Here is an 18,352-nt window from a genome sequence, read left to right on the forward strand (position 1 = left end):
CACAGTTGCGATGGATAAAACCCCCCGCCCCGGTATCGGTGAGGCGGATCACGAGGCCTGGATGTCGCAAGGCAGCCAGCTGGACAGCACCGGCCTGCCCGAACTGGCGCTTGCGGCTTTTGAAAAGGCGCACGCCCTCTCGCCGACGGATGTCAATTCGGCATCCGCCTGCGCCACCCTGCTCAGCGTGCTGGATCGCCCGCAGGCGGCCTACCGCACGCTGCTGGGCGTTGAGGCCTCGCTGCTGCAGGACGCCGACGGCGCCGCCAACCTCGCAATAGCAGCAGAGGGTTGCGGCGATCTTGAAAAGGCCCAGGCGGCCTATGCACGGGCCCTGGAACTCAACCCCGACCACCTGCGTTCCCTGAACAACGTCGCCATCCTGGCGGCCGGCTCATCGCAGTGGGACCTGGCCATTCACCTGGCCCGCAAGTGCCTTGATCTTCAGCCCGGCCACCCGCCTTACCACGCCAACCTCGCAGAATACCTCTCAGGCGCGCGGCGCTACGCCGAGGCCGTGGAAGCCACCAGGCTTGCCCTGGTGCAGTTTCCTGAACATGCCGAGCTGAAGCTTCGGCACATCGCGCTCCTGGCTTTCACCGGTGAGCTTGAAAAGACCGACGCCGCCCTGAAAGACCTCGATGGCAACACCCGCAAGCTGCTGGGTGAGTTCCTGCTGAAACTGGAAACGGCAGAAGGCGGCGCGCTGGAGGGCACCATCCAGGGCAAGGCCGCCGACCACGTGGCGGACGACGCGCTGCAAATCCACACCCGGCAAGCCTTCCGCAATATCGCCATCGGCGATTGGCGGCATCACCACGGCCTCGCGGATATCCTGCAGAAAGCCCTGGCCGAATCCCTTGCCGCCCAAAAGCCCCGCGACTGGGGCGACGCGCCTTTCCACGGTTTGGCACTCGCCATGGATGAAGACGCACTGCAGCAGATGTGCCGGCAAACCCTGGATGCCGTAAAAAGCCGGCTCAAACCCTGCCCGCCGTTCAAGCCCGATTCGCGCACACGCCGCCTGCAGAGCGACAGCCGCATCCACGTCGGCCTCGCCGTGCAAAGCCTGGCCGACGCCCGGCAAATGCGGGCGCTCGAGCAGCAACTCGCACTGCACGACAGCAGCCGCTTTGCCATGCATGTCTACGCCTTCACAGGACGTCCGCAGCCGGAGCACCTGGAGGTTTTGCGCCGCCATGCGGCCAGTGTGAATGAACTGGGGCACATGACTGACCTCGAAGCGGTGGGGCGCATCCGGCTGGACAGGCTTGATATTTACATTGAACAGGCCTTGAACCCGGCCTGGACGCGGCAGGAAATCGCCTTGATGCGCGTCGCGCCCGTGCAGCTGCGCGAGCCCGGCCTTTACAGGCATCATGTACCCGGCGCATGGGACTACACCGTGTCCGACCACTTCATCCATCCGCAGGTGGAGGACCAAGCCGGCCCCATCATCCGCCTTCCGCAGACTTGCTGGCCGGGAAGCTTTGGCATGGATGCCGAGCCCACAACCCCTTCCCGCGAAAAAGCCGGGTTGCCCGCGGACGCCCTGGTGCTGTGTTCATGCCTGTTGCCGCCCCTGCTGGATGCAGCCACCTTCGCCAGCTGGATGAAAATCCTGCGGTCGCTGCCCGACGCGGCGCTGTGGCTGCCTTTTTGCAGCCGGGCCGCCGCCAACCTCGTGCGCGAAGCACAGGCTGCGGGCGTGGGCGCACAGCGGCTGATCTTTTCAGCCCCTGCCGCCTGGCCCGAGATACCCGCCCACCTGGGCTGTGCCGACCTTTTCCTGGACACGTTGCGCCTCAATGCCGCGCCCGGACTGGAAGAAGCCCTGCGCCAGGGCGTTCCCGCACTCACCTGCCCCGGCAGCAGCATGGCCGCACGCATGGGCGCAAGCATTCTGCACACTGCCGGCCTGCCTGAATGCATTCTGGAAAGCCCGCAGGCTTATGTTGCGGAGGCCGTCCGCCTGGGCCGTAACCCCAAGGCCTTGCAGCAGCTTCAAGGCAAGCTGCATGCCGCACGACAAACGGCACCCTTGTTCGACATGACTGCGCGCGTAAGGGATCGGGAGGCGGCATGGACCCAAATGGTGGAGCGCTCACACACTGGTTTGCCGCCAGCAGCTTTCGATGTGAACCCTGCTTCCTCCGCCAAGGCTTGATCGCTGCTATCAATAAAATAGCTGCTTGCGCCCGTCCTTATTGGGCTAGAGCCCGATTTAATGCCTGAAAATTCTGCTTTAACGCGCCGAACTCACGGTGCAAGAGTCACGGCGTGACGGCACAGACTTCACCTGTAGGCGGCAAACCAAGCTGGCTCTTGGCGGCCGCGACATTGGCCGCCTGGCCAGACACCACGCCGTTCTTCACCGCCGTGAGTTCGGCCAGGATGGAAATCGCGATCTCGGGCGGCGTCTTGCTGCCGATGTAGATACCAATCGGGCCATGCAACTTGCTCAGCTCTTCAGGTGTCATGTCGAAATGCTCAGCCAGCCGCTCGCGGCGGCGCTGGTTGTTCAGACGCGAGCCGATGGCGCCCACATAAAACGCTTCAGAGCGCAAAGCCTCCATCAGCGCCAGGTCGTCCAGCTTGGGGTCGTGCGTCAACGCAATCACCGCGCAGCGCGCGTCCAGCTTCATTTCCTGCACCACGTCGTCGGGCATGCCGGTGGCCAGCTCCACGCCTTCTACCTGCCAGCTGTCACGGTATTCCTCGCGTGGGTCGCACACCGTCACGGCGTAGTCCATGCCCTGCGCGATCTGCGCCACAAAGCGGGAGAGTTGCCCGGCGCCAATGATCAGCAGTCGCCAGCGCGGGCCGTGCAAGGTCACCAGCGCGGCTTCAGACACCTGCATGCCCTGGCTGGGCTGGGCCGTGCTGAGCGTGACGGCGCCCGCGTGCAGATCAAGGCGGCGCGCCACCAGCTCGCCAGCCTGCAGGCGCTGCAGCAGCTCGTCAATGCGGCTGGCCTTTGACAAAGGTTCTATGGCCAGCTCAATGGTGCCGCCGCAAGGCAGGCCAAAGCGGCGCGCCTCGTCGGCTGAAACGCCGTAGGTCACGATGGCCGGTTGCGTCTGGCTCAGGCCCTCGCGGCGGGCCCTGTCAATCATGTCGTCTTCAATGCAGCCGCCCGACACCGAACCCACGACCCGGCCGTCTTCACAGATGGCCAGCATGGAGCCTTCAGGCCGCGGGCTGGAACCCCAGGTTTTGAGCACAGTCACCAGCTCGCAGCGCAGGCCCGCAGCCAGCCACTGCGACGAGGTCTTCAGAACTTCGAGGTCGATGTTATCCATGCATCAAATGCTAGCAGCCCGCAATCATTCCTGCCTCGGCCCGGCCTCAAAGCCCTGCGGCTTCAAGCCTTCGCCAGGTTGTCATTCAGCGGCAGCGTGCGCACCCGCTTGCCGGTGGCGGCAAACACCGCGTTGGCCACCGCAGGCGCCACCAGCGCCGTGGCCGGCTCGCCAATACCGCCGGGCTTTTCGGTGCTGGGCACCAGGGTGATGTCCATCACCGGCGATTCATGCATGCGCAGCACCGGGTAGTCGCCAAAGTTGGTTTGCTGCACCCGGCCCTTGTCCAGCGTGATCTGGTTGTTCAGCGCCGCTGACAGGCCAAACACAATGCTCGACTGGATCTGTGCCTGCACCGTGTCGGGGTTGACCATGCGGCCCAGGTCGGCCACCACCGTCACCTTGTGCACCGTGATCTGGTTGTCCTTCACCGACACCTCGGCCACCTGCGCCATGTAGGTGTCGTAACCCTCCATCAGCGCGATGCCGCGGCTGCGCCCTGCCGGCGGCGGCGTGCCCCAGCCAGACTTGTCGGCCGCCATCTTCAGCACATTGGCAAAGCGCGGCTGCTTTTCCAGCAGAGACATCCGGTAGGCATACGGGTCCTTGCCCGCCGCCAGCGCCATTTCGTCCACAAAGCTTTCATTGGCAAAGGCATTGAGCGCATGGCTCACCGAGCGCCAGTAGCCCACACGCAGCCCGCTGTCGTGGATCACCAGGTCGTACTGCGTGTTCGGGATGTCGTAAGGCACCACGCCGGCTTCGGCCATGAAAGGGTCCAGCGTGTCCTTGGGCAGGCCAAAGGCGCGCTGCGTGATGGACTGCGAGGTCACCTTGAAGTTGAACGCCACGGGCTTTCCGTCGGCCCCCAGCCCGGCCGAGAGCTGGTTCACCGCCATGGGCCGGTAGAAGTCGTGCGTGGTGTCGTCCTCGCGGCTCCACAGCAGCTTGACGGGCTTGCCCACGGCCTTGGAGATTTGCGCCGCCTGCACGATGAAGTCCAGCTCCAGCCGCCGGCCAAAGCCGCCGCCCAGAAAGGTGGTCTTCAGCGTGATGTCTTCAGGCTTGATGCCCAGCGCCGCGGCCACACTGCCCTCCGCGCCCTGCTGGAACTGCGTGGGGCCGATCAGCAGAATCTTGCCGTTCTTGTAATCCGCTGTGAAGTTCATCGGCTCCAGCGTGGCATGCGCCAGCAGCGGCGACACGTACTCGGCCTTCACCGTCTTGGCCGCGCCCTTCATCGCGCCGGCGGCATCGCCCTTGGGCGCGATGATGGGGATCACCTTGCCGCTGTCCGCCGCCTTGCGTATGCCGTCCAGCATGCTCGCGTTGCTGATAGCCGCGACCGGGCCTTCATCCCATTGCACCGTGAGCGCCTGGCGCGCCTTGTAAGCATGCCAGTAGCTGTCAGCTACCACGGCCACGCCGTCGGGAATCTGCACCACGTCGATCACACCGGGCATGGCTTTGGCCTTGGTGGCGTCGAAGCTGGTGACCTTGCCGCCAATCACCGGGCATTGCTGCAGGCTGGCGTAGACCATGCCGGGCAGCTTCACGTCGATGCCGAATTCGGCCGTGCCGTTGACCTTCATCGGCGTATCCAGCCGCTTGGTGGGCTTGCCGATGACGGTGAAGTCTTTCGGGTCTTTCAGCGCCACATTCTCCGGCACCGGCAGCTTCGATGCCGCCTCGGCCAGCGAACCATAAGTCGCCTTCTTGCCATTGGGGCCAATCACCATGCCGTTCTCGGCCTTGAGCGTCGAGGCATCGACATTCCATTTGGCAGCTGCCGCCGACACCAGCATGGTGCGCACCTGCGCGCCGGCGATGCGCAGCTTCTCCCAGCCGTCGCGCACCGAAGTCGAGCCGCCGGTGATCTGCGCGCCCAGCAGCGCATTGGTGTAGACCTTGCCCGGAGGCGCAATTGCGACCTTGATCTTGCGCAAATCGACATTGAGTTCTTCAGCAATCAGCATGGGCATGGAGGTGTACACGCCCTGCCCCATCTCGGAGCGGGCCGACAACAAGGTGATGGTGTTGTCGTCGGCAATGTGCACCCATGCATTGGGCGTGTAGAGCGTGCCCGCCGCCTGGGTTGCCAGCGGCAGGCCCAGCGTGACGCCCATCATCAACCCGCCCGTGACGGCTGATGAGGCTTTGAGAAAGGTACGGCGATCAGGGCGATCGAGGGAGACCAGTGTATTGGCAGTCATGATCGTTCTCCTCAGGCTTTACGCAGGGTGGAAGCAGCATCCTTGATCGCCGCCTTGATGCGCGGATAAGTGCCGCAGCGGCAGATGTTGCCGCTCATCGCCGCGTCAATGTCCGCGTCGCTCGGGTTCTTGTTGCTCGTGAGCAAGGCCGCTGCGCTCATCAGCTGGCCCGACTGACAGTAGCCGCACTGCGGCACGTCATGCTTGATCCACGCCACCTGCAGCGGGTGTGTGTTGTTGCGGGAAAGGCTTTCAATCGTGGCCACCTTCTGGCCCGCGGCAGCAGACAGCGGTGTCTGACACGACCGCACCGGCTTGCCGTTGAGGTGCACGGTGCATGCGCCGCATAGCGCAGCGCCGCAGCCAAACTTGGTGCCGGTCATACCCAGCTCATCGCGTATCACCCACAAGAGGGGTGTGTCGGGTTCTGCATTGACGGAAACGGCCTTGCCGTTCACGTTGAGTTTTGTTGTCATGTGGGGTCCCCTTTTGTTGAATCGCTGTCATCACAGGATCGGGCAGGCCCCCAAAAGTCAGCTACTACCCGAAGGCCTTGCGGGACTCATGCTACGACTGCGCCTTGAGGGGTATCCGGGTAGAAACCCTTGGCTGAAACAAAGTCTCAACACTTTTTCTCAAGATGAGACATTGCCGGGGGCGGCTCATAAAATGGCGGATTCCGATGCGCGCACTTTCGTTTCCATCTGCGGCAACAGACCTCACACCCACTTCAAAAGAATGCAAAAAGAACCGTTATTTCGCAAAGAGAACAGGACGGCCCGTGGCATGCGTCACTCGGGGGGTGGGGGTGAGTTTCGCCACAAGAGAAATACCAAAAAAGAAGTGCAATCTGAGGCGACGCGCACCTCCATGAATGGCAAGCGGCAACGCGGCCTTGACTACACACCGCTTTTCATGTTTCTTCTGTCAAAAGTCAGTACCGACTGGAACTCCGTGTATGGCGAAGCGGTCAACCGGTTAGACAAACCCGAGCCGATTTTCTGGCTCGTAGCCCTTCATGAACACGAGAAGAAGGACCTTGTTCGCGTGGGTGAAGCCAGCTACTTCAGCGGCTTGTACGTGAACGAACAAGGGCTTCTGGTGGTAGTCAATCCCAATCTCGGGCCTGAAAGGATGGCTCCACTTTGCCGGTGTTGCACCTATACCTTCAACGGTACACCGTTTGGCAGGCCTGCGACAGAAGCATCCATCTCCAGCGGCAACCCACTCAGTGAGTAACAAACTCTTCCTTCTTCGGGATTTCATCCAGGACCTCCTGCTGGAAGCAGGCCGAGCGATCGGCTTTTCCAACACCATCGAGATCGTTGAGCAAAGCCGGATTCAGCTCATTTTGAGAGGCAATCGCCGTGAAATCGTAGTGAACAACAGCCATGGCACAGTGATGTCTGGCTTCCGATTGCTGGCGCACATACAGGCCATTGAGTCGATAGATATCAAGCACATCGAGGAAAGCAGAAACAGGCGAGAGTCATGGACGGTACGCCTGAACCTCGATACGCACACATCGGTCATGATAGGAAACACCAGAGATCAGGTAGATGCCGCCATCGCTGCGGCCAACCTCAGCACGGTGACCGGCAAAAAGGTGCGATCCCTTTAAGTTTTACCCCGCCACCCGATCCCGAATCTGCTGCAACGCAGCCGGATCGTCCATTGTTGGCTGCGGATTAACTTGAAATCAAACAAGAGTCGAAAAGTTTCCTTAAGCCGAGATCCTGGCACAAGCGTCAACACTCAGCCCTCCGAGGCATTTTTGTCCGCCCGACCCTCTAGAATCAGCAACGCTACGCTAGCCGCTACAGCTCGATTCACCTGAACTTGAAGGCCAAGATGATCCGACGTGCACTGTCAGGGATACTTTTGCTTGCGAGTGTCTGCGCCTGGGCCAATCCCCCCGCAGCTACGGCCACACCGCAGCCAAAAGAAATACAGTTGCAAGACCCCATGCCGGGGCAAGCGCTGCTGTATCTGGTGAGAATTTCCGGAGATATGGAGACAGTGACCGTGCTGGTGGATGGCGTCAAAGTAGCCACCATGCCACCGAATAGCTATACAGCCATCGGCGTCGCGCCCGGCGCCCGGCGGCTCACAGCCGCCACCCCCGCAGGTCAGGAGCGCATTACCGAGGTCAGCGTGCAGGCAGACGAACGGCGGTTTTTCTATCTGCTCGCGACTTTTTCACGGCCGGCGGGAGACTTTGGCCAGTTTTTTGGTTTGCTCGGCGCTCTTGTTCAGGAGACCCTTAACCGCCCCACCGCTACCAACGGGAATCGCGTGTGGACAGAATCCCTGGAGCCAGAAGCGAAAGGCATGATGGAAGGCATGGCGCTTGCCTTACCGGACTAGCAACGCCCTTCACGTCTCTGCCAAAGTTAAAACTGCGAATTACCAACCCCTTATGCGATCTCTGTTTTGGCGTATTTCTTTCATCAGCCTGCTGCTTCTTTGCGCAAAATTCGCGCCTGCGGCTGGCTTGGGAGTCAACGACATACGCCAGCTGGACGGCATTCAGGTAGATGACAAATCAGGCGCCATTACGCTGGTTCTGGTCATTGACCGGCCACTGGAAGACGGCCTGACCAAGCCACGCGCCATCAGCAAACTCAATGCCTATTCGGAATGGGTGCACGGCGCAAAGCTCAGCAAAGCTTTTCCTCACGCAAGAACTGACCTGGGGATTCGCATACTTATCACGCATCCCAGGGCGCGCTCGGCTCTGGGCGAAGCTGTGCTATCGCAACTGGCCGGGCGCTGCAAAGACCTTCACTTCGAAGCGATATTCAGCCTGCGGGATACGAAATTGTGAAGCGCCTGCATGGGCGTATCCGATGATTTTGTGGCGCACTGTCCTGCGCGGGGGCACCCTACCCAGCAACCCGATCCCGAATCTGCTGCAACGTCGCCGGGTCATCCATCGTCGTCAAATCCCCCGGGTCCCTGCCCTCGCACACCGCCTGAATCACGCGGCGCAGCATCTTGCCGCTGCGGGTTTTTGGCAAGGCTGAGACAAAGTGCACGCGCGATGGGCGGGCCACCGCACCCAGATCACCGTCCACGCGTTTCATGACTTCGCCTTCGAGCTTCATGGCCGCGGCCTTGTCGGCCAGCACACTCGAATCTTTGGGCACAGCAAAAGCCATCGCCACCTGGCCCTTGAGCTGATCGGCCACACCGATCACCGCCACCTCCGCAACGCCAGCGTGGCCTGAAATGCTTTCCTCAATCTCGCGCGTGCCCAGGCGGTGGCCGGCCACGTTGATCACGTCATCGGTGCGGCCCAGGATGAAGTAGTAGCCGTCTTCGTCGCGTATGCCCCAGTCGAAGGTTGAATACACCATCTTTCCGGGCACGCTCTTCCAGTAGGTGTTGACGAAGCGGGCGTCATCCTTCCAGATGGTTTGCATGAAACCGGGCGGCGTCGGGCCTTCGATGACGACCACACCCTTCTCATTCGGCTGGGTCAACTCTTCGCCGGTGGACTCGTGCAGGATCTTGACCTTGTAGCCGTACATGGGCACGCCGGGGCTGCCGAACTTGCTGGCCTTCTTTTCAACGCCGTTGGCGATGGTGATGATGGGCCAGCCGGATTCGGTCTGCCAGTAGTTGTCGATGATGGGCACGTTGAGGCCTTCGCTGATCCAGCGGGCTGTCGGCTCATCAAGCGGCTCACCCGCCAGGAAGAACGCACGCAGGCTGGAGAGGTCGTGTTTTTTAAGCAGGGCCGGGTCCTGCTTTTTAAGTACGCGCACGGCGGTAGGTGCGCTGAACATGCCGGTCACTTTGTACTTCTCAACCAGGCTCCACCAGATCGCGCCGTTGGGCTGCTTGTCCATGCCCTGCGTGGGCAGGCCTTCATACATGATGGTGGCCATGCCTGCAATCAGCGGGCCGTAGACGATGTAGCTGTGGCCCACGACCCAGCCGATGTCGCTGGTCGAAAAGTAGGTTTCACCGGCGCGGCCGTCAAAGATGTGCTTCATGCTGGCGGCCAGCGCCACGGCATAGCCGCCGGTGTCGCGCTGCACGCCCTTGGGCTTGCCGGTGGTTCCGCTGGTGTAGATGGTGTAGCTGATGGCGGCGGAGTCCAGCCACACGCAGTGCACCAGCGCGTGCATGTACTTGGCACGCAGGTTTTCCCAATGCAAATCGCGCCCGGCCACCATGGGCATGGGCGCCAGGCCCCGGTCAACCAGCAGCACGGCTTCAGGCTGGTGTTTCGACAGGCGGATGGCTTCATCGAGCAAGGGCTTGTACGCCACCACCTTGCCGCCGCGCGAGCCGGCGTCAGCGCTGATGATGACGCGCGGCGTGGCGTCGTCAATGCGTGAGGCGAGCGAGCCGCTGGCAAAACCACCAAACACCACGCAGTGGATGGCGCCTATGCGCGCGCAGGCCAGCATGGCAAAGGCGGCCTCGGCAATCATGGGCATGTAGATCAACACGCGGTCGCCCTTGACCACGCCCATGGCCAGCAGGCTGGCGGCCATGCGCTGCACTTCGGCGTGCAGCTCGGTGAAGGTGTAGGTTCTTTCAACGCCGGTTTCGCTGGAGACGTAGATCAGCGCGGGCTGGTCTGGCCGGTCTTTCAGGTGCCGGTCTACCGCGTTGTGGCACAGGTTGGTTTGCCCGCCCTCAAACCACTGGGCAAACGGCGGATTGTCGTCGTTGCAGACGCGGGTGAAGGGCTTGTGCCAGTCGATCAGTTGGGCCTGCTCGGTCCAGAAGGCGTCGGGCTGGTCTATGGACTGGCGGTAGAAGTCTGCGTAGCTCGTCATGTCTCGTCTCCGTTTTTGCTTTTTTGGGCCATGCTCAGATTTTGACAACGATGCGGCCGCGCACCTTGCCCGACATCAAGTCGGCCGCTTTTTCTGCGGCTTTCGCCATCGGAATCTCTTCCACCATGGCCTCGAGCTTGGCAGTGTCCAGGTCTTTTGCCAACCGTTCCCAGGCCTGCTGGCGTTTGGCCAGGGGCGCCATCACGCTGTCGATGCCCACCAGGGTCACGCTGCGCAGGATAAACGGCATCACCGTCGCCGGGAAATCCGCGCCCTGCGCCAGCCCGCAGGCCGTGACCACGCCGCCGTAACGCGTCTGCGCGCAGGCATTGGCCAGTGTGTGCGAGCCAACGGCGTCCACCACGCCCGCCCAGCGTTCTTTTTGCAGCGGCTTGCCTGGGGCAGACAGCTCGGCCCGGTCGATCACGCTGCTGGCGCCGAGCTGCTTCAAATAGGCTTCCTCGCTGGCCTTACCGGTGGCGGCCACCACGGTGTAGCCCAGCTTGGCCAACAGCGCGACAGCCACGCTGCCCACACCACCGGTCGCGCCCGTCACCAGCACCTCGCCGTCGCCGGGTTTCACGCCGTGCTGCTCCAGCGCCAGCACGCTCAGCATGGCGGTGTAGCCCGCGGTGCCAATCGCCATGGCCTGGCGGGTGGTGAAGGCTGCCGGCAACTTCACCAGCCAGTCGCCCTGCAGGCGCGCCCGCTCGGCCATCAGGCCCCAGCGCGTTTCACCCAAGCCCCAGCCGTTGTGCACAAAGCGGTCACCGGCCTTCCAGCCGGGGTGGGTGGACTCGAGCACGGTGCCCGCACCGTCGATGCCCGCCACCATGGGCCAGCTGCGCACCACCGGCCCCTTGTTGGTAATGGCCAGGCCGTCCTTGTAATTGAGGGTCGAATACTCGACCTGCGCCAGCACGTCGCCCGCCGGAAGCTGGGCCTCGTCGGCGTCGGTGATGGCCGCTGAAAAGCCGGCGTCGGACTTGGTGAGCAGAAGGGACTTGAACACGGCGTTGTCTCCAGATGGGTTGTTGTCTCAAGCGGCCAGAAGCGCTGGGAAAATCAGAAAAACTGAATTCTTAATTATGGATAATGGGCTTTCAGGAGGCTGACGGTACGCTGGGAATGTCGAATTTAGCTACTATTTTGATAGCACAACCGGCATGATCTTATTGGGCTAGAGCCTATTTTTGCTTTTAAATTGGGAAATTCTGACTCCCCCGGACCCGTTTTTTTGGCTCCCGGAGAAGGATGAATCGCTGTTTTTGCGATTTTTAGGAATGAAATCGGCCGACAGCCCAATAACTGCCTGCCCAAGCAGCTATTCTTTTTATAGCGAACAAACAATTGATCAGCTCCCCTCGCCTGCCGAGGTGGTGCAGCATGAGGACTCCTCGGCTCAATCTGTGTACCCGTAAATCAGGCCCACAAGAACCCATTCGTGCGCCAGACGCATCAGAGGGTCAGAACCAGCCCCTGCCCTGTCTTGAATCCAAATGAGACAAAGGCAAACAGCACGGCAGCCTGCAAGGCAACGACCATGATGGAGAAGCCGATGAGGGCCCGGCCCGGCACGCGGAAAATCGCAGCGTACACCGCGATCCCGGCCATAAAGGCAAACACGAAGCCCATGAACCCGCCGGACAGCTTGAAGACCACCAGGCTCACGGCGGGCGCGGTGATGGCCGCGATGGCAGCAGCGCCATAACTGGTGTTGCCGGCATCGACAAACCCGGCAGCCCACTTCACGGGCATCAGGGTGATGAGGGCGAAGAGGACGAGGGGAAGCAGCAGGATGGCCATACGGTTTTCCGGCAATTATGGGATCGTCATCATACCGGCGCGCTGTTGTTCCATGGGCGTAGTCTGACCACAGTTAAGCCTGTGCGGCGGCAGCGCGGATTTTCTGCTGGACCAGCGCCAGAAAAGTAGCCCTCTGCTCCCTGGAAGCAAAGGCTCGATTGGGAACAACGTGGGCCATGTGCGGTGTGACGTAAACAGCGACAAAACCAGGACGGGAAACTGCCTTGACAATGCCGGGCCAATAGAAAAAGGATTTATTGAACCTGGTTTCTTCCAGCAAGGCATCGCTCTGTATTTCAACGAAGTGCGTCGTCAAAACACTGCCATTTTTTCTGGAAAACAGATAAATGGCGTTGAAAACGAACTGGAGCACCCAGAGGACCACGAACCAGAAGAAGGCCATCACACCGGCCTGGAGGGCGCTGCTAACCAACGATTCACTCCAGAAAAGGAAGGCGCAAAAAATGAGATACAGCCCTTGAAGAGGGGGCGAGAGAAACTGGTGCACTGCATTAAAAAGCAGAATGTCAGAAAACTTGTTTTCGTATTCAATACGCATGGAATTTACAAGGTTGAGGTGGAAGCTGTCTCTGACAGGCATGGGCCGATGATGGCGCGTCCTACTACTGTGACTTTTTCGTAGGGCTCAGATATTCATTCATCTCGCTTGGTAGCACTACCAAGGGCGTGAATACCTCCTTCTTTGTCGGTATGACGGACACCATACTGGAAACCGGAATATCAGTACGGGTTCTTTTAAGAATCTCCATATCCCGGTCAAACTGATCGGAGACAAGCCAGACTCCTCCGGCCGGGACTGTCATTCCGAAAAAGTTTCGCCCCTTCAAGGCGTCCAGCTTGATCTCGCCGACGTAGTTAACCGTATTTGGCTGGATTTCGAAGGGAATCGAGTAATCCGTCTTTGACGACCAGTTTTGCTGGAAAGCTCCATTGGCTTGATACAACCGGAAGTTGTGAAAGGTGTATGGCCCCGCAGGAAGGCTGAATACAAAAACCGCACCCTCACTGCTTTCCGTGCTGAAGTCATCGGGAGTTTTCCAGGTGTAGAGGTTGAACCTCGGCTGGGCCTTAATCTGGTGGACTTCACCCGTCTTCACGCTTTTGAAGTAGAAGGTTTGACTGTAGTACACCGGGCCATCCGGGCTCCTTGCAAAACTGCCGACCAGGATGCCATTGGTCGACGTCAAACTCGATGCGGAAACGCCGTCAGGTTTTAAATGCTTGTTTGCGCACGCGACAAGGGTGAGGCATAACAAGAGCGCAGAAAAGATTCGAAACGGCATGCGGGATTCCTGGTTGCTAACTTCTAATGAGCAGTGATGAAGTGACAATCAATGTAACGCTAAGCGGCCGTCGATCGACTTGTTAAAGATCATTGCGAGGTGGCAACGAAGGAGGCTCGGGAACGACGATCCTGGCGAATGTGCCAGCCTTCACTATCAGTACCACGGCGAAAGCAAGCTCGAAAGCAGCTACGGCAATGTCCAACTTCGCTTGCGGATCCAGCGCCGAAAAGGAAGATGTCGATCCGGCCACCAGGAAGGCGCGAAAGAAGAACCAGGTCAGCGTGGGGAGAGTTTTAGCAAAAATCCAAAGTCCCATGAGGCCGCAACCGACGCGGGCCAGCTCTTGCGCCTGGAAAGACAACCGGTTGTCGTGATGCGTCCTCGGCACAAGGCGATGCGCGACTACCATCGGAAAGAACCAAAGCAAGAGCGCGCCCAGCAGGTAAGCCACAGCGATTGCATAAGAAACTGCGGTGGCACCACCCGGGAGCCCCGGGCTGTTCGAGAGCTGGCCCGGAATGGCAACAAAGTAAGCAATACTGCTCATTACGAGCCACACCGCGAACAAACGAACTCCGACGCCGATCAGTTGCTGTGGTGTCATGTGGTCCTTTAACGTCTAAGTTAATGGGCGGCACGCGCCAAGCGCGGGACGTCCACGTTGAACGACCAGTCAGGCCGCTTTCTCATCGGTGCATAGCCTTCTCAGCCAGGTACCGGGCTCGTTCAACTGTAATGCCCGAAAGCTGGTCAACTGCCAGTTGATCAGCCCCATTGGCTGCGGAATGCAAGACAACTTTGGGCCGAAGATCTCCAGGCTGTATGTACACATCTGCGGACCTCGATTGCTCGGTTGGATACAGGTCGATTTGGTTGCAAAGCCAGCCAAAGAAGCCGTCACCTTCTACTGGGGTGTCAAAGGTTTGAACATAGCGCTCAAAGCTCTGTTGACCTGCAGAAACCCACACACCCCAAACAAAGGGCTCACTAACGCCGTGTATTGGAATTTCCAAAACAGCTCTGACAAAGTAGTCGGTTCTTTCGGCATGACGGATAACGCAGAGGTCGTCGGACACCTGCCCGATGCTTTGCTTCTGCTCTTCTGTTAGCCAGGTGTATGGATCTGGCGCCTGAAATGCGAAGCTCGGCGAGCCCTCATGCAGCTCACCGCAGCACGAACATTTGAATGCAAAGATTGCTCCCATGGAATTGGAGGCCTAAAGTAAAGATGACCGGACCACCAACACTTGCGGCACAGCCTCTCCCTGCTGTTGTGGGTCCGCGTCGATTGATATTTTATGGGGCATGGCCACCACCGCCACCAAGGTCCCCGCTGGCGCCGCCAGGGTCATCAGTGGGCGGGATGAACGGCCCAGCCCTCGAGCGCGGCGTTGCATCCGCATGAAGAACAAGCGCGACAAATATTGCTCCGAGAACCGGCACCAGCCATACAAGCGCAGATTGAAGGAGTACCTGCGCTCGAGTGTAGTTACCGCTCCGTGAAACGGCAACGCAGACCCCAAAGTTTAGAACCGCCAAGCAGGTCGCGGTGAACCAGAGCCACCACGACATGTTATGCATCGAATCCATGGGGATGGGAAATTTCGGCATATGAAAGAACCGATTGGCAACTTTCGCAGCGATAAGCACTGCTCCTGCGATCCCAGCGCGTCCAACCAGGAACAACTACCAAAACCAGGACGGCGAAGCCGGCAATCCAGTTCCATAAGCCCAAAACGAGTGCAACACCAAAGGTTGACCAAAAGAGGAAATCTGCCAAAAGAAAGGCACCTACATTGAACTCGCGCTGCGGGTTTTCTTCCACCCGCTGCACCCGCCCTTGACAGAAGGGACACAGCAGAACGGCGTTGGATGACTGCATGATCCGAGGCTTGGCGTTTGACATGGGGGAAACCTTCGGCCGTGGGTTAGCTCGATCCATTGTGATGCCTTGACGTTGTTCGACTGAAAGAGGATGCCATGTAAGTTCAAGACTGCGCTAGCCGCGCAAGATCGCCTCACCGGTCCGCGGATTCACAAGGGTCACATTCTCTAGTGCCCGAATGCGCCAGATATCGTTCTGTCTCGTCAGCACGGCGAGGATCAGCGTATCCACCACGTGGGGCCCGGCCGGGTGGGCGGCGCCGGCAGCCAGGCGGCTCCAGAAATGGATGACCGCCGCCCCGTCTGCAATATGGGCGACATCGATGAGCTCGTTCTGCAGCGTGGAGTCGCGATAGATTGTTTCGTGAATGGGAACGTGCAGTGCCACGATCTCTTCAACGCCCCGAACATAGTGTCCGAAGCGATTCACGAACGTTGCGTCCTGATCGAATAGCTCACCGAGAGCCGTCATGTCGTGGCTATTCCAGGCGTCTTGAAATGCACCGGGCGCATCTTCAGGTTTCTTCATCTTGGTCATGGGGTTAGTCCTGCGTCTCTCGGATTGCTACGGCGCCAGGGACAGGCCTAATTGACGACCGCGGAAAGGTGCGACCCCAGGGAGCGAGTTCCCGTGGGCATCCGTGTTAACCAAACTACCAGGCCGCTGGACGCTATGCAGGCGTCCAAAAAAACGCTAGTCATAGAACGACTCTTTGTGCACCTCTGCTTCGGCATAGGTGATGGCTCGCTGAAGCTCGGAGAGTGGAAACACAATGTCTCGATCAGGGAAGTGCAGCACCACCTGCTTTCCCAACCGCTCATCCTCCCGGAAAGTCAGGATTGGACCAGCGGTGTCAACAGCCTCCACCGGTGCTGAAACTTCGACGTGCATGCCGTCCCCCACCGCAGAGAACCGAGAAAGGCGTATCTCGGGAAGGATTTCCGGCTTTTCAGTGTGCATGACTTCAGCAGGTTAACGCTTGAGCTAAGCCGGCCGTAGCGGGTCGGCGCTTGAGCGAGGGGTTAGGCGCCCTATCGGCGCAATTGGATGTTCGCTTCATAGAGGGAGATTTATATCAATTGATGATTTTGCCCATGCCATTCTCTATGCGGTCTCTCAGTTGTTGAATGAACTGCGAGTCATACAGTTCCCAGCTTTCAAGTTCGCCAATCACTTTTACAGGCAGCTTGCTTCGATAGGACCGCGTCGGGTTGCCTGGAAACTTCTTGTCTGTGACGTTGGGATCGTTCTCATATTCCCCCGTCGGTTCAACGATATAGACCCGCGGCCTGCCGCTGCCCTTGGCTATTTCTGCGGCAAGCCCGGCGCCTTTGGGAAGGGCTGTGAAATAGATGTGGTTCATCACAACGCTATCGTCGTAATTCGATTTAAAGCCTGGCGTCAGCAGATCGCCTGTCTGCAATTCGGCTTTGGTGCCGTGAAAAAAAGGGCCGGTATCCAAAGTTGCCATGAGCTGTGAAATAAAAACGGGTCGATGCGGAAGGCGGGTTGAACGAGGGGTTAGGAGTCACTGCATGCGTTGCCGTGCGCCCGCCTCGTTACCCCTTGGGTTCGAGTCGACGCTCCGGTTCATGCCTGTGCAAAAACTTTGTCAGGGAGTCTGGCGGAGAGTCGGTGCCCAAGTCTTCAAGCATCTGACCAATGCTCCCGCGGTGATAGCCGCTGTGTGTAATGACGTGGAGCAGCATCTCTTCACAAGACATCTCGCCTTTGTCACCATCAGTGAAAGTGAAATGCACCCGATGTTTCAAACGCTCGGCGCTGACGCCGCGTACGAACTGCAGGTACCAGTCGTCTGTGGACCTCACGATCTCCCGCAACTCCGGCAAGCCCGGCGTGGGTTCAGAGTGCGTTGCCTTGAAGCGCTGCGTGGCGGCGCCGGTCAGATGGCCCTGAAAAATACGGTCCACAACGTTGGCGTGATCAAGCGTGTGAAGCATGGCGCGAAACTCACCGGGATGCTGCTGCGCAGCAAACTTTTCGAGGACAGCGTGGAGCTCGGTGTTCGCCCAGGCCTTGTACTCGAACAATGAAACGAGAATGGTGTTCATGGCAAGTGAGGTTCCTTTTAAGTTTGGCCAGCTACTCAAGAGCGTACTTGATCGGAAGTTCCACCCAGGAGTCCACGGCACGGCCCGACTTTGTTCTGGCAGGGTTGAACTTGAACTTTTTCACGCCTTCGATTGCGGCCGCATCCAGCATGGCAAAACCCGAGCTCTGACGGAGCCGCACCTCGCCGGCGTTGCCGTTCGCCAAAACTTCCACTCGCAACCTGACAACGCCCTCCTCCATAAGACGCCTGGCACGTGCTGGATACGCAAGCCTTGGCGAATCGGCCTGGCTGGCAGGCCGCACAATTTCATCCGGGCCGGTGACACAAGCTGTCAGCGCCATCGACAGAGGGAAAAGGAAGCAGATACAGAAAACGCGAAACAGGTATTTCATGGGGTACCGGTATGGATTGCAACTGGACAAAATTCGAACGCCAGCCAGGCGGTCAAAAAGCCTCACTGATAAAGCCAGCTTAGAACCTGGCTGAAAAATACCATGGGAATCCTGCAAGCAAGACTGTTATGAAGCCCGAACCAATTGCACGCAAACCAGCCAAACGGCATGAGTAGCATCAGCAAGATTAAACCGTCCGTCAAATAGGCGGAAGGCCGTCTCTTTCGGATCTGGATGATGAGATCAATCAGGAACGCGCCGAGCATCACGAAGGTCATGAAGCCCAGAAGAATGGCGATTCCCAGGCCAGTATCTCCGTGGTGTTCTTGTGTGCGCGCGTACTCGAACGCACTTCGTGCATACAGGTACACAAGGAATAACGGCACGATAAACGCCAGGAGCCGAGCGGCTACCGGCAGTACGTAATTTCTCATTGGAGGTCTAAAGCCTGAACGCAGGCGCACCATGAAGCGACTTCGGCATAAATGAATCGTTAAGCCTAGCTACCGGCCAGGTCTGCTTTGACAAAGAGATCATGATCATCCGGGATGCAGCTTGCAATTCATTTGATGGGTGG

The 18,352-nt window shown here is 59.3% G+C and carries 22 protein-coding genes; 5 read left to right on the forward strand and 17 right to left on the reverse strand.

Annotation, left to right across the window (positions count from 1 at the left end; all coding sequences use genetic code 11):
• Positions 1–10: 10 nt before the first annotated feature.
• The gene (locus AC1D1J_RS02875; protein WP_477693832.1) at positions 11–2,167 is read left to right on the forward strand and encodes an O-linked N-acetylglucosamine transferase family protein; all 2,157 of its coding nucleotides are present in this window, start codon (positions 11–13) and stop codon (positions 2,165–2,167) included.
• A 106-nt stretch (positions 2,168–2,273) separates the two neighbouring features.
• Here AC1D1J_RS02875 and AC1D1J_RS02880 read toward each other — a convergent pair whose 3' ends face one another.
• The 3 genes from AC1D1J_RS02880 to AC1D1J_RS02890 all read right to left on the reverse strand — a co-directional run bounded on the left by AC1D1J_RS02880 (position 2,274) and on the right by AC1D1J_RS02890 (position 5,991).
• Complete coding sequence (locus AC1D1J_RS02880; RefSeq protein ID WP_477693833.1) at positions 2,274–3,302, reverse strand: XdhC family protein; 1,029 nt, start codon at positions 3,300–3,302, stop codon at positions 2,274–2,276.
• Positions 3,303–3,364: 62 nt separating this feature from the next.
• On the reverse strand, positions 3,365–5,515 hold the full coding sequence (locus AC1D1J_RS02885; RefSeq protein ID WP_477693834.1) for a xanthine dehydrogenase family protein molybdopterin-binding subunit: 2,151 nt from the start codon (positions 5,513–5,515) through the stop codon (positions 3,365–3,367).
• Positions 5,516–5,526: 11 nt separating this feature from the next.
• A complete protein-coding gene (locus tag AC1D1J_RS02890) occupies positions 5,527–5,991 on the reverse strand; it encodes a (2Fe-2S)-binding protein (protein ID WP_457280640.1) in 465 nt (154 codons plus the stop codon).
• A gap of 88 nt (positions 5,992–6,079) precedes the next feature.
• On the opposite strand from AC1D1J_RS02890, the gene AC1D1J_RS02895 reads away from it, so the two are divergent.
• From AC1D1J_RS02895 to AC1D1J_RS02910, 4 genes are all read left to right on the forward strand, one after another.
• Complete coding sequence (locus tag AC1D1J_RS02895) at positions 6,080–6,754, forward strand: hypothetical protein (RefSeq protein ID WP_477685669.1); 675 nt, start codon at positions 6,080–6,082, stop codon at positions 6,752–6,754.
• Entirely contained in the window at positions 6,747–7,136 is a 390-nt protein-coding gene (locus AC1D1J_RS02900) for a hypothetical protein (RefSeq protein ID WP_477693835.1), read from the forward strand. Before AC1D1J_RS02895 ends, AC1D1J_RS02900 begins: the two co-directional genes overlap by 8 nt.
• A 332-nt stretch (positions 7,137–7,468) precedes the next feature.
• The gene (locus tag AC1D1J_RS02905) at positions 7,469–7,882 is read left to right on the forward strand and encodes a hypothetical protein (protein ID WP_477693836.1); all 414 of its coding nucleotides are present in this window, start codon (positions 7,469–7,471) and stop codon (positions 7,880–7,882) included.
• 52 nt (positions 7,883–7,934) lie between these two features.
• Entirely contained in the window at positions 7,935–8,342 is a 408-nt protein-coding gene (locus AC1D1J_RS02910; RefSeq protein ID WP_477693837.1) for a hypothetical protein, read from the forward strand.
• 58 nt (positions 8,343–8,400) lie between these two features.
• Here the strand turns inward: AC1D1J_RS02910 and AC1D1J_RS02915 are convergent, their stop codons facing one another.
• From AC1D1J_RS02915 to AC1D1J_RS02980, 14 genes are all read right to left on the reverse strand, one after another.
• On the reverse strand, positions 8,401–10,359 hold the full coding sequence (locus AC1D1J_RS02915; protein WP_477693838.1) for a propionate--CoA ligase: 1,959 nt from the start codon (positions 10,357–10,359) through the stop codon (positions 8,401–8,403).
• Positions 10,346–11,323 (reverse strand): acrylyl-CoA reductase (NADPH), encoded by a 978-nt coding sequence (gene acuI / locus AC1D1J_RS02920; protein WP_477693839.1) that lies wholly within the window; start codon positions 11,321–11,323, stop codon positions 10,346–10,348. The genes AC1D1J_RS02915 and acuI overlap by 14 nt, the downstream gene beginning before the upstream one ends.
• A gap of 446 nt (positions 11,324–11,769) precedes the next feature.
• A complete protein-coding gene (locus AC1D1J_RS02925) occupies positions 11,770–12,117 on the reverse strand; it encodes a hypothetical protein (RefSeq protein WP_477693840.1) in 348 nt (115 codons plus the stop codon).
• A 73-nt stretch (positions 12,118–12,190) separates the two neighbouring features.
• The gene (locus AC1D1J_RS02930; protein WP_477693841.1) at positions 12,191–12,676 is read right to left on the reverse strand and encodes a YcxB family protein; all 486 of its coding nucleotides are present in this window, start codon (positions 12,674–12,676) and stop codon (positions 12,191–12,193) included.
• 64 nt (positions 12,677–12,740) lie between these two features.
• A complete protein-coding gene (locus tag AC1D1J_RS02935) occupies positions 12,741–13,421 on the reverse strand; it encodes a hypothetical protein (protein ID WP_477693842.1) in 681 nt (226 codons plus the stop codon).
• Positions 13,422–13,503: 82 nt separating this feature from the next.
• Positions 13,504–14,028, reverse strand: coding sequence for a hypothetical protein (locus AC1D1J_RS02940; RefSeq protein ID WP_477693843.1), 525 nt, complete (start codon positions 14,026–14,028; stop codon positions 13,504–13,506).
• 82 nt (positions 14,029–14,110) lie between these two features.
• Positions 14,111–14,629 (reverse strand): DUF2199 domain-containing protein, encoded by a 519-nt coding sequence (locus AC1D1J_RS02945; protein ID WP_477693844.1) that lies wholly within the window; start codon positions 14,627–14,629, stop codon positions 14,111–14,113.
• A gap of 368 nt (positions 14,630–14,997) precedes the next feature.
• Positions 14,998–15,330 carry a hypothetical protein gene (locus AC1D1J_RS02950; RefSeq protein WP_477693845.1) on the reverse strand — a complete coding sequence of 111 codons (333 nt, stop codon included), beginning with the start codon at positions 15,328–15,330 and terminating at the stop codon, positions 14,998–15,000.
• A gap of 93 nt (positions 15,331–15,423) precedes the next feature.
• Entirely contained in the window at positions 15,424–15,846 is a 423-nt protein-coding gene (locus AC1D1J_RS02955; protein WP_477693846.1) for an SgcJ/EcaC family oxidoreductase, read from the reverse strand.
• Between the two features lie 156 nt (positions 15,847–16,002).
• The gene (locus AC1D1J_RS02960; protein ID WP_477685663.1) at positions 16,003–16,269 is read right to left on the reverse strand and encodes a hypothetical protein; all 267 of its coding nucleotides are present in this window, start codon (positions 16,267–16,269) and stop codon (positions 16,003–16,005) included.
• A gap of 115 nt (positions 16,270–16,384) precedes the next feature.
• Positions 16,385–16,780 (reverse strand): NAD(+)--rifampin ADP-ribosyltransferase, encoded by a 396-nt coding sequence (gene arr, locus AC1D1J_RS02965; protein ID WP_477685662.1) that lies wholly within the window; start codon positions 16,778–16,780, stop codon positions 16,385–16,387.
• An 88-nt stretch (positions 16,781–16,868) separates the two neighbouring features.
• On the reverse strand, positions 16,869–17,381 hold the full coding sequence (locus AC1D1J_RS02970; protein ID WP_477693847.1) for a DinB family protein: 513 nt from the start codon (positions 17,379–17,381) through the stop codon (positions 16,869–16,871).
• Between the two features lie 31 nt (positions 17,382–17,412).
• Positions 17,413–17,775 (reverse strand): energy transducer TonB, encoded by a 363-nt coding sequence (locus tag AC1D1J_RS02975; protein ID WP_477685660.1) that lies wholly within the window; start codon positions 17,773–17,775, stop codon positions 17,413–17,415.
• A 62-nt stretch (positions 17,776–17,837) separates the two neighbouring features.
• Positions 17,838–18,209: a hypothetical protein gene (locus AC1D1J_RS02980; RefSeq protein WP_477685659.1), complete on the reverse strand. Its 372-nt coding sequence runs from the start codon at positions 18,207–18,209 to the stop codon at positions 17,838–17,840.
• Between the last annotated feature and the right edge of the window lie 143 nt (positions 18,210–18,352).

Source organism: Polaromonas sp. P1_F8 (assembly GCF_056405635.1).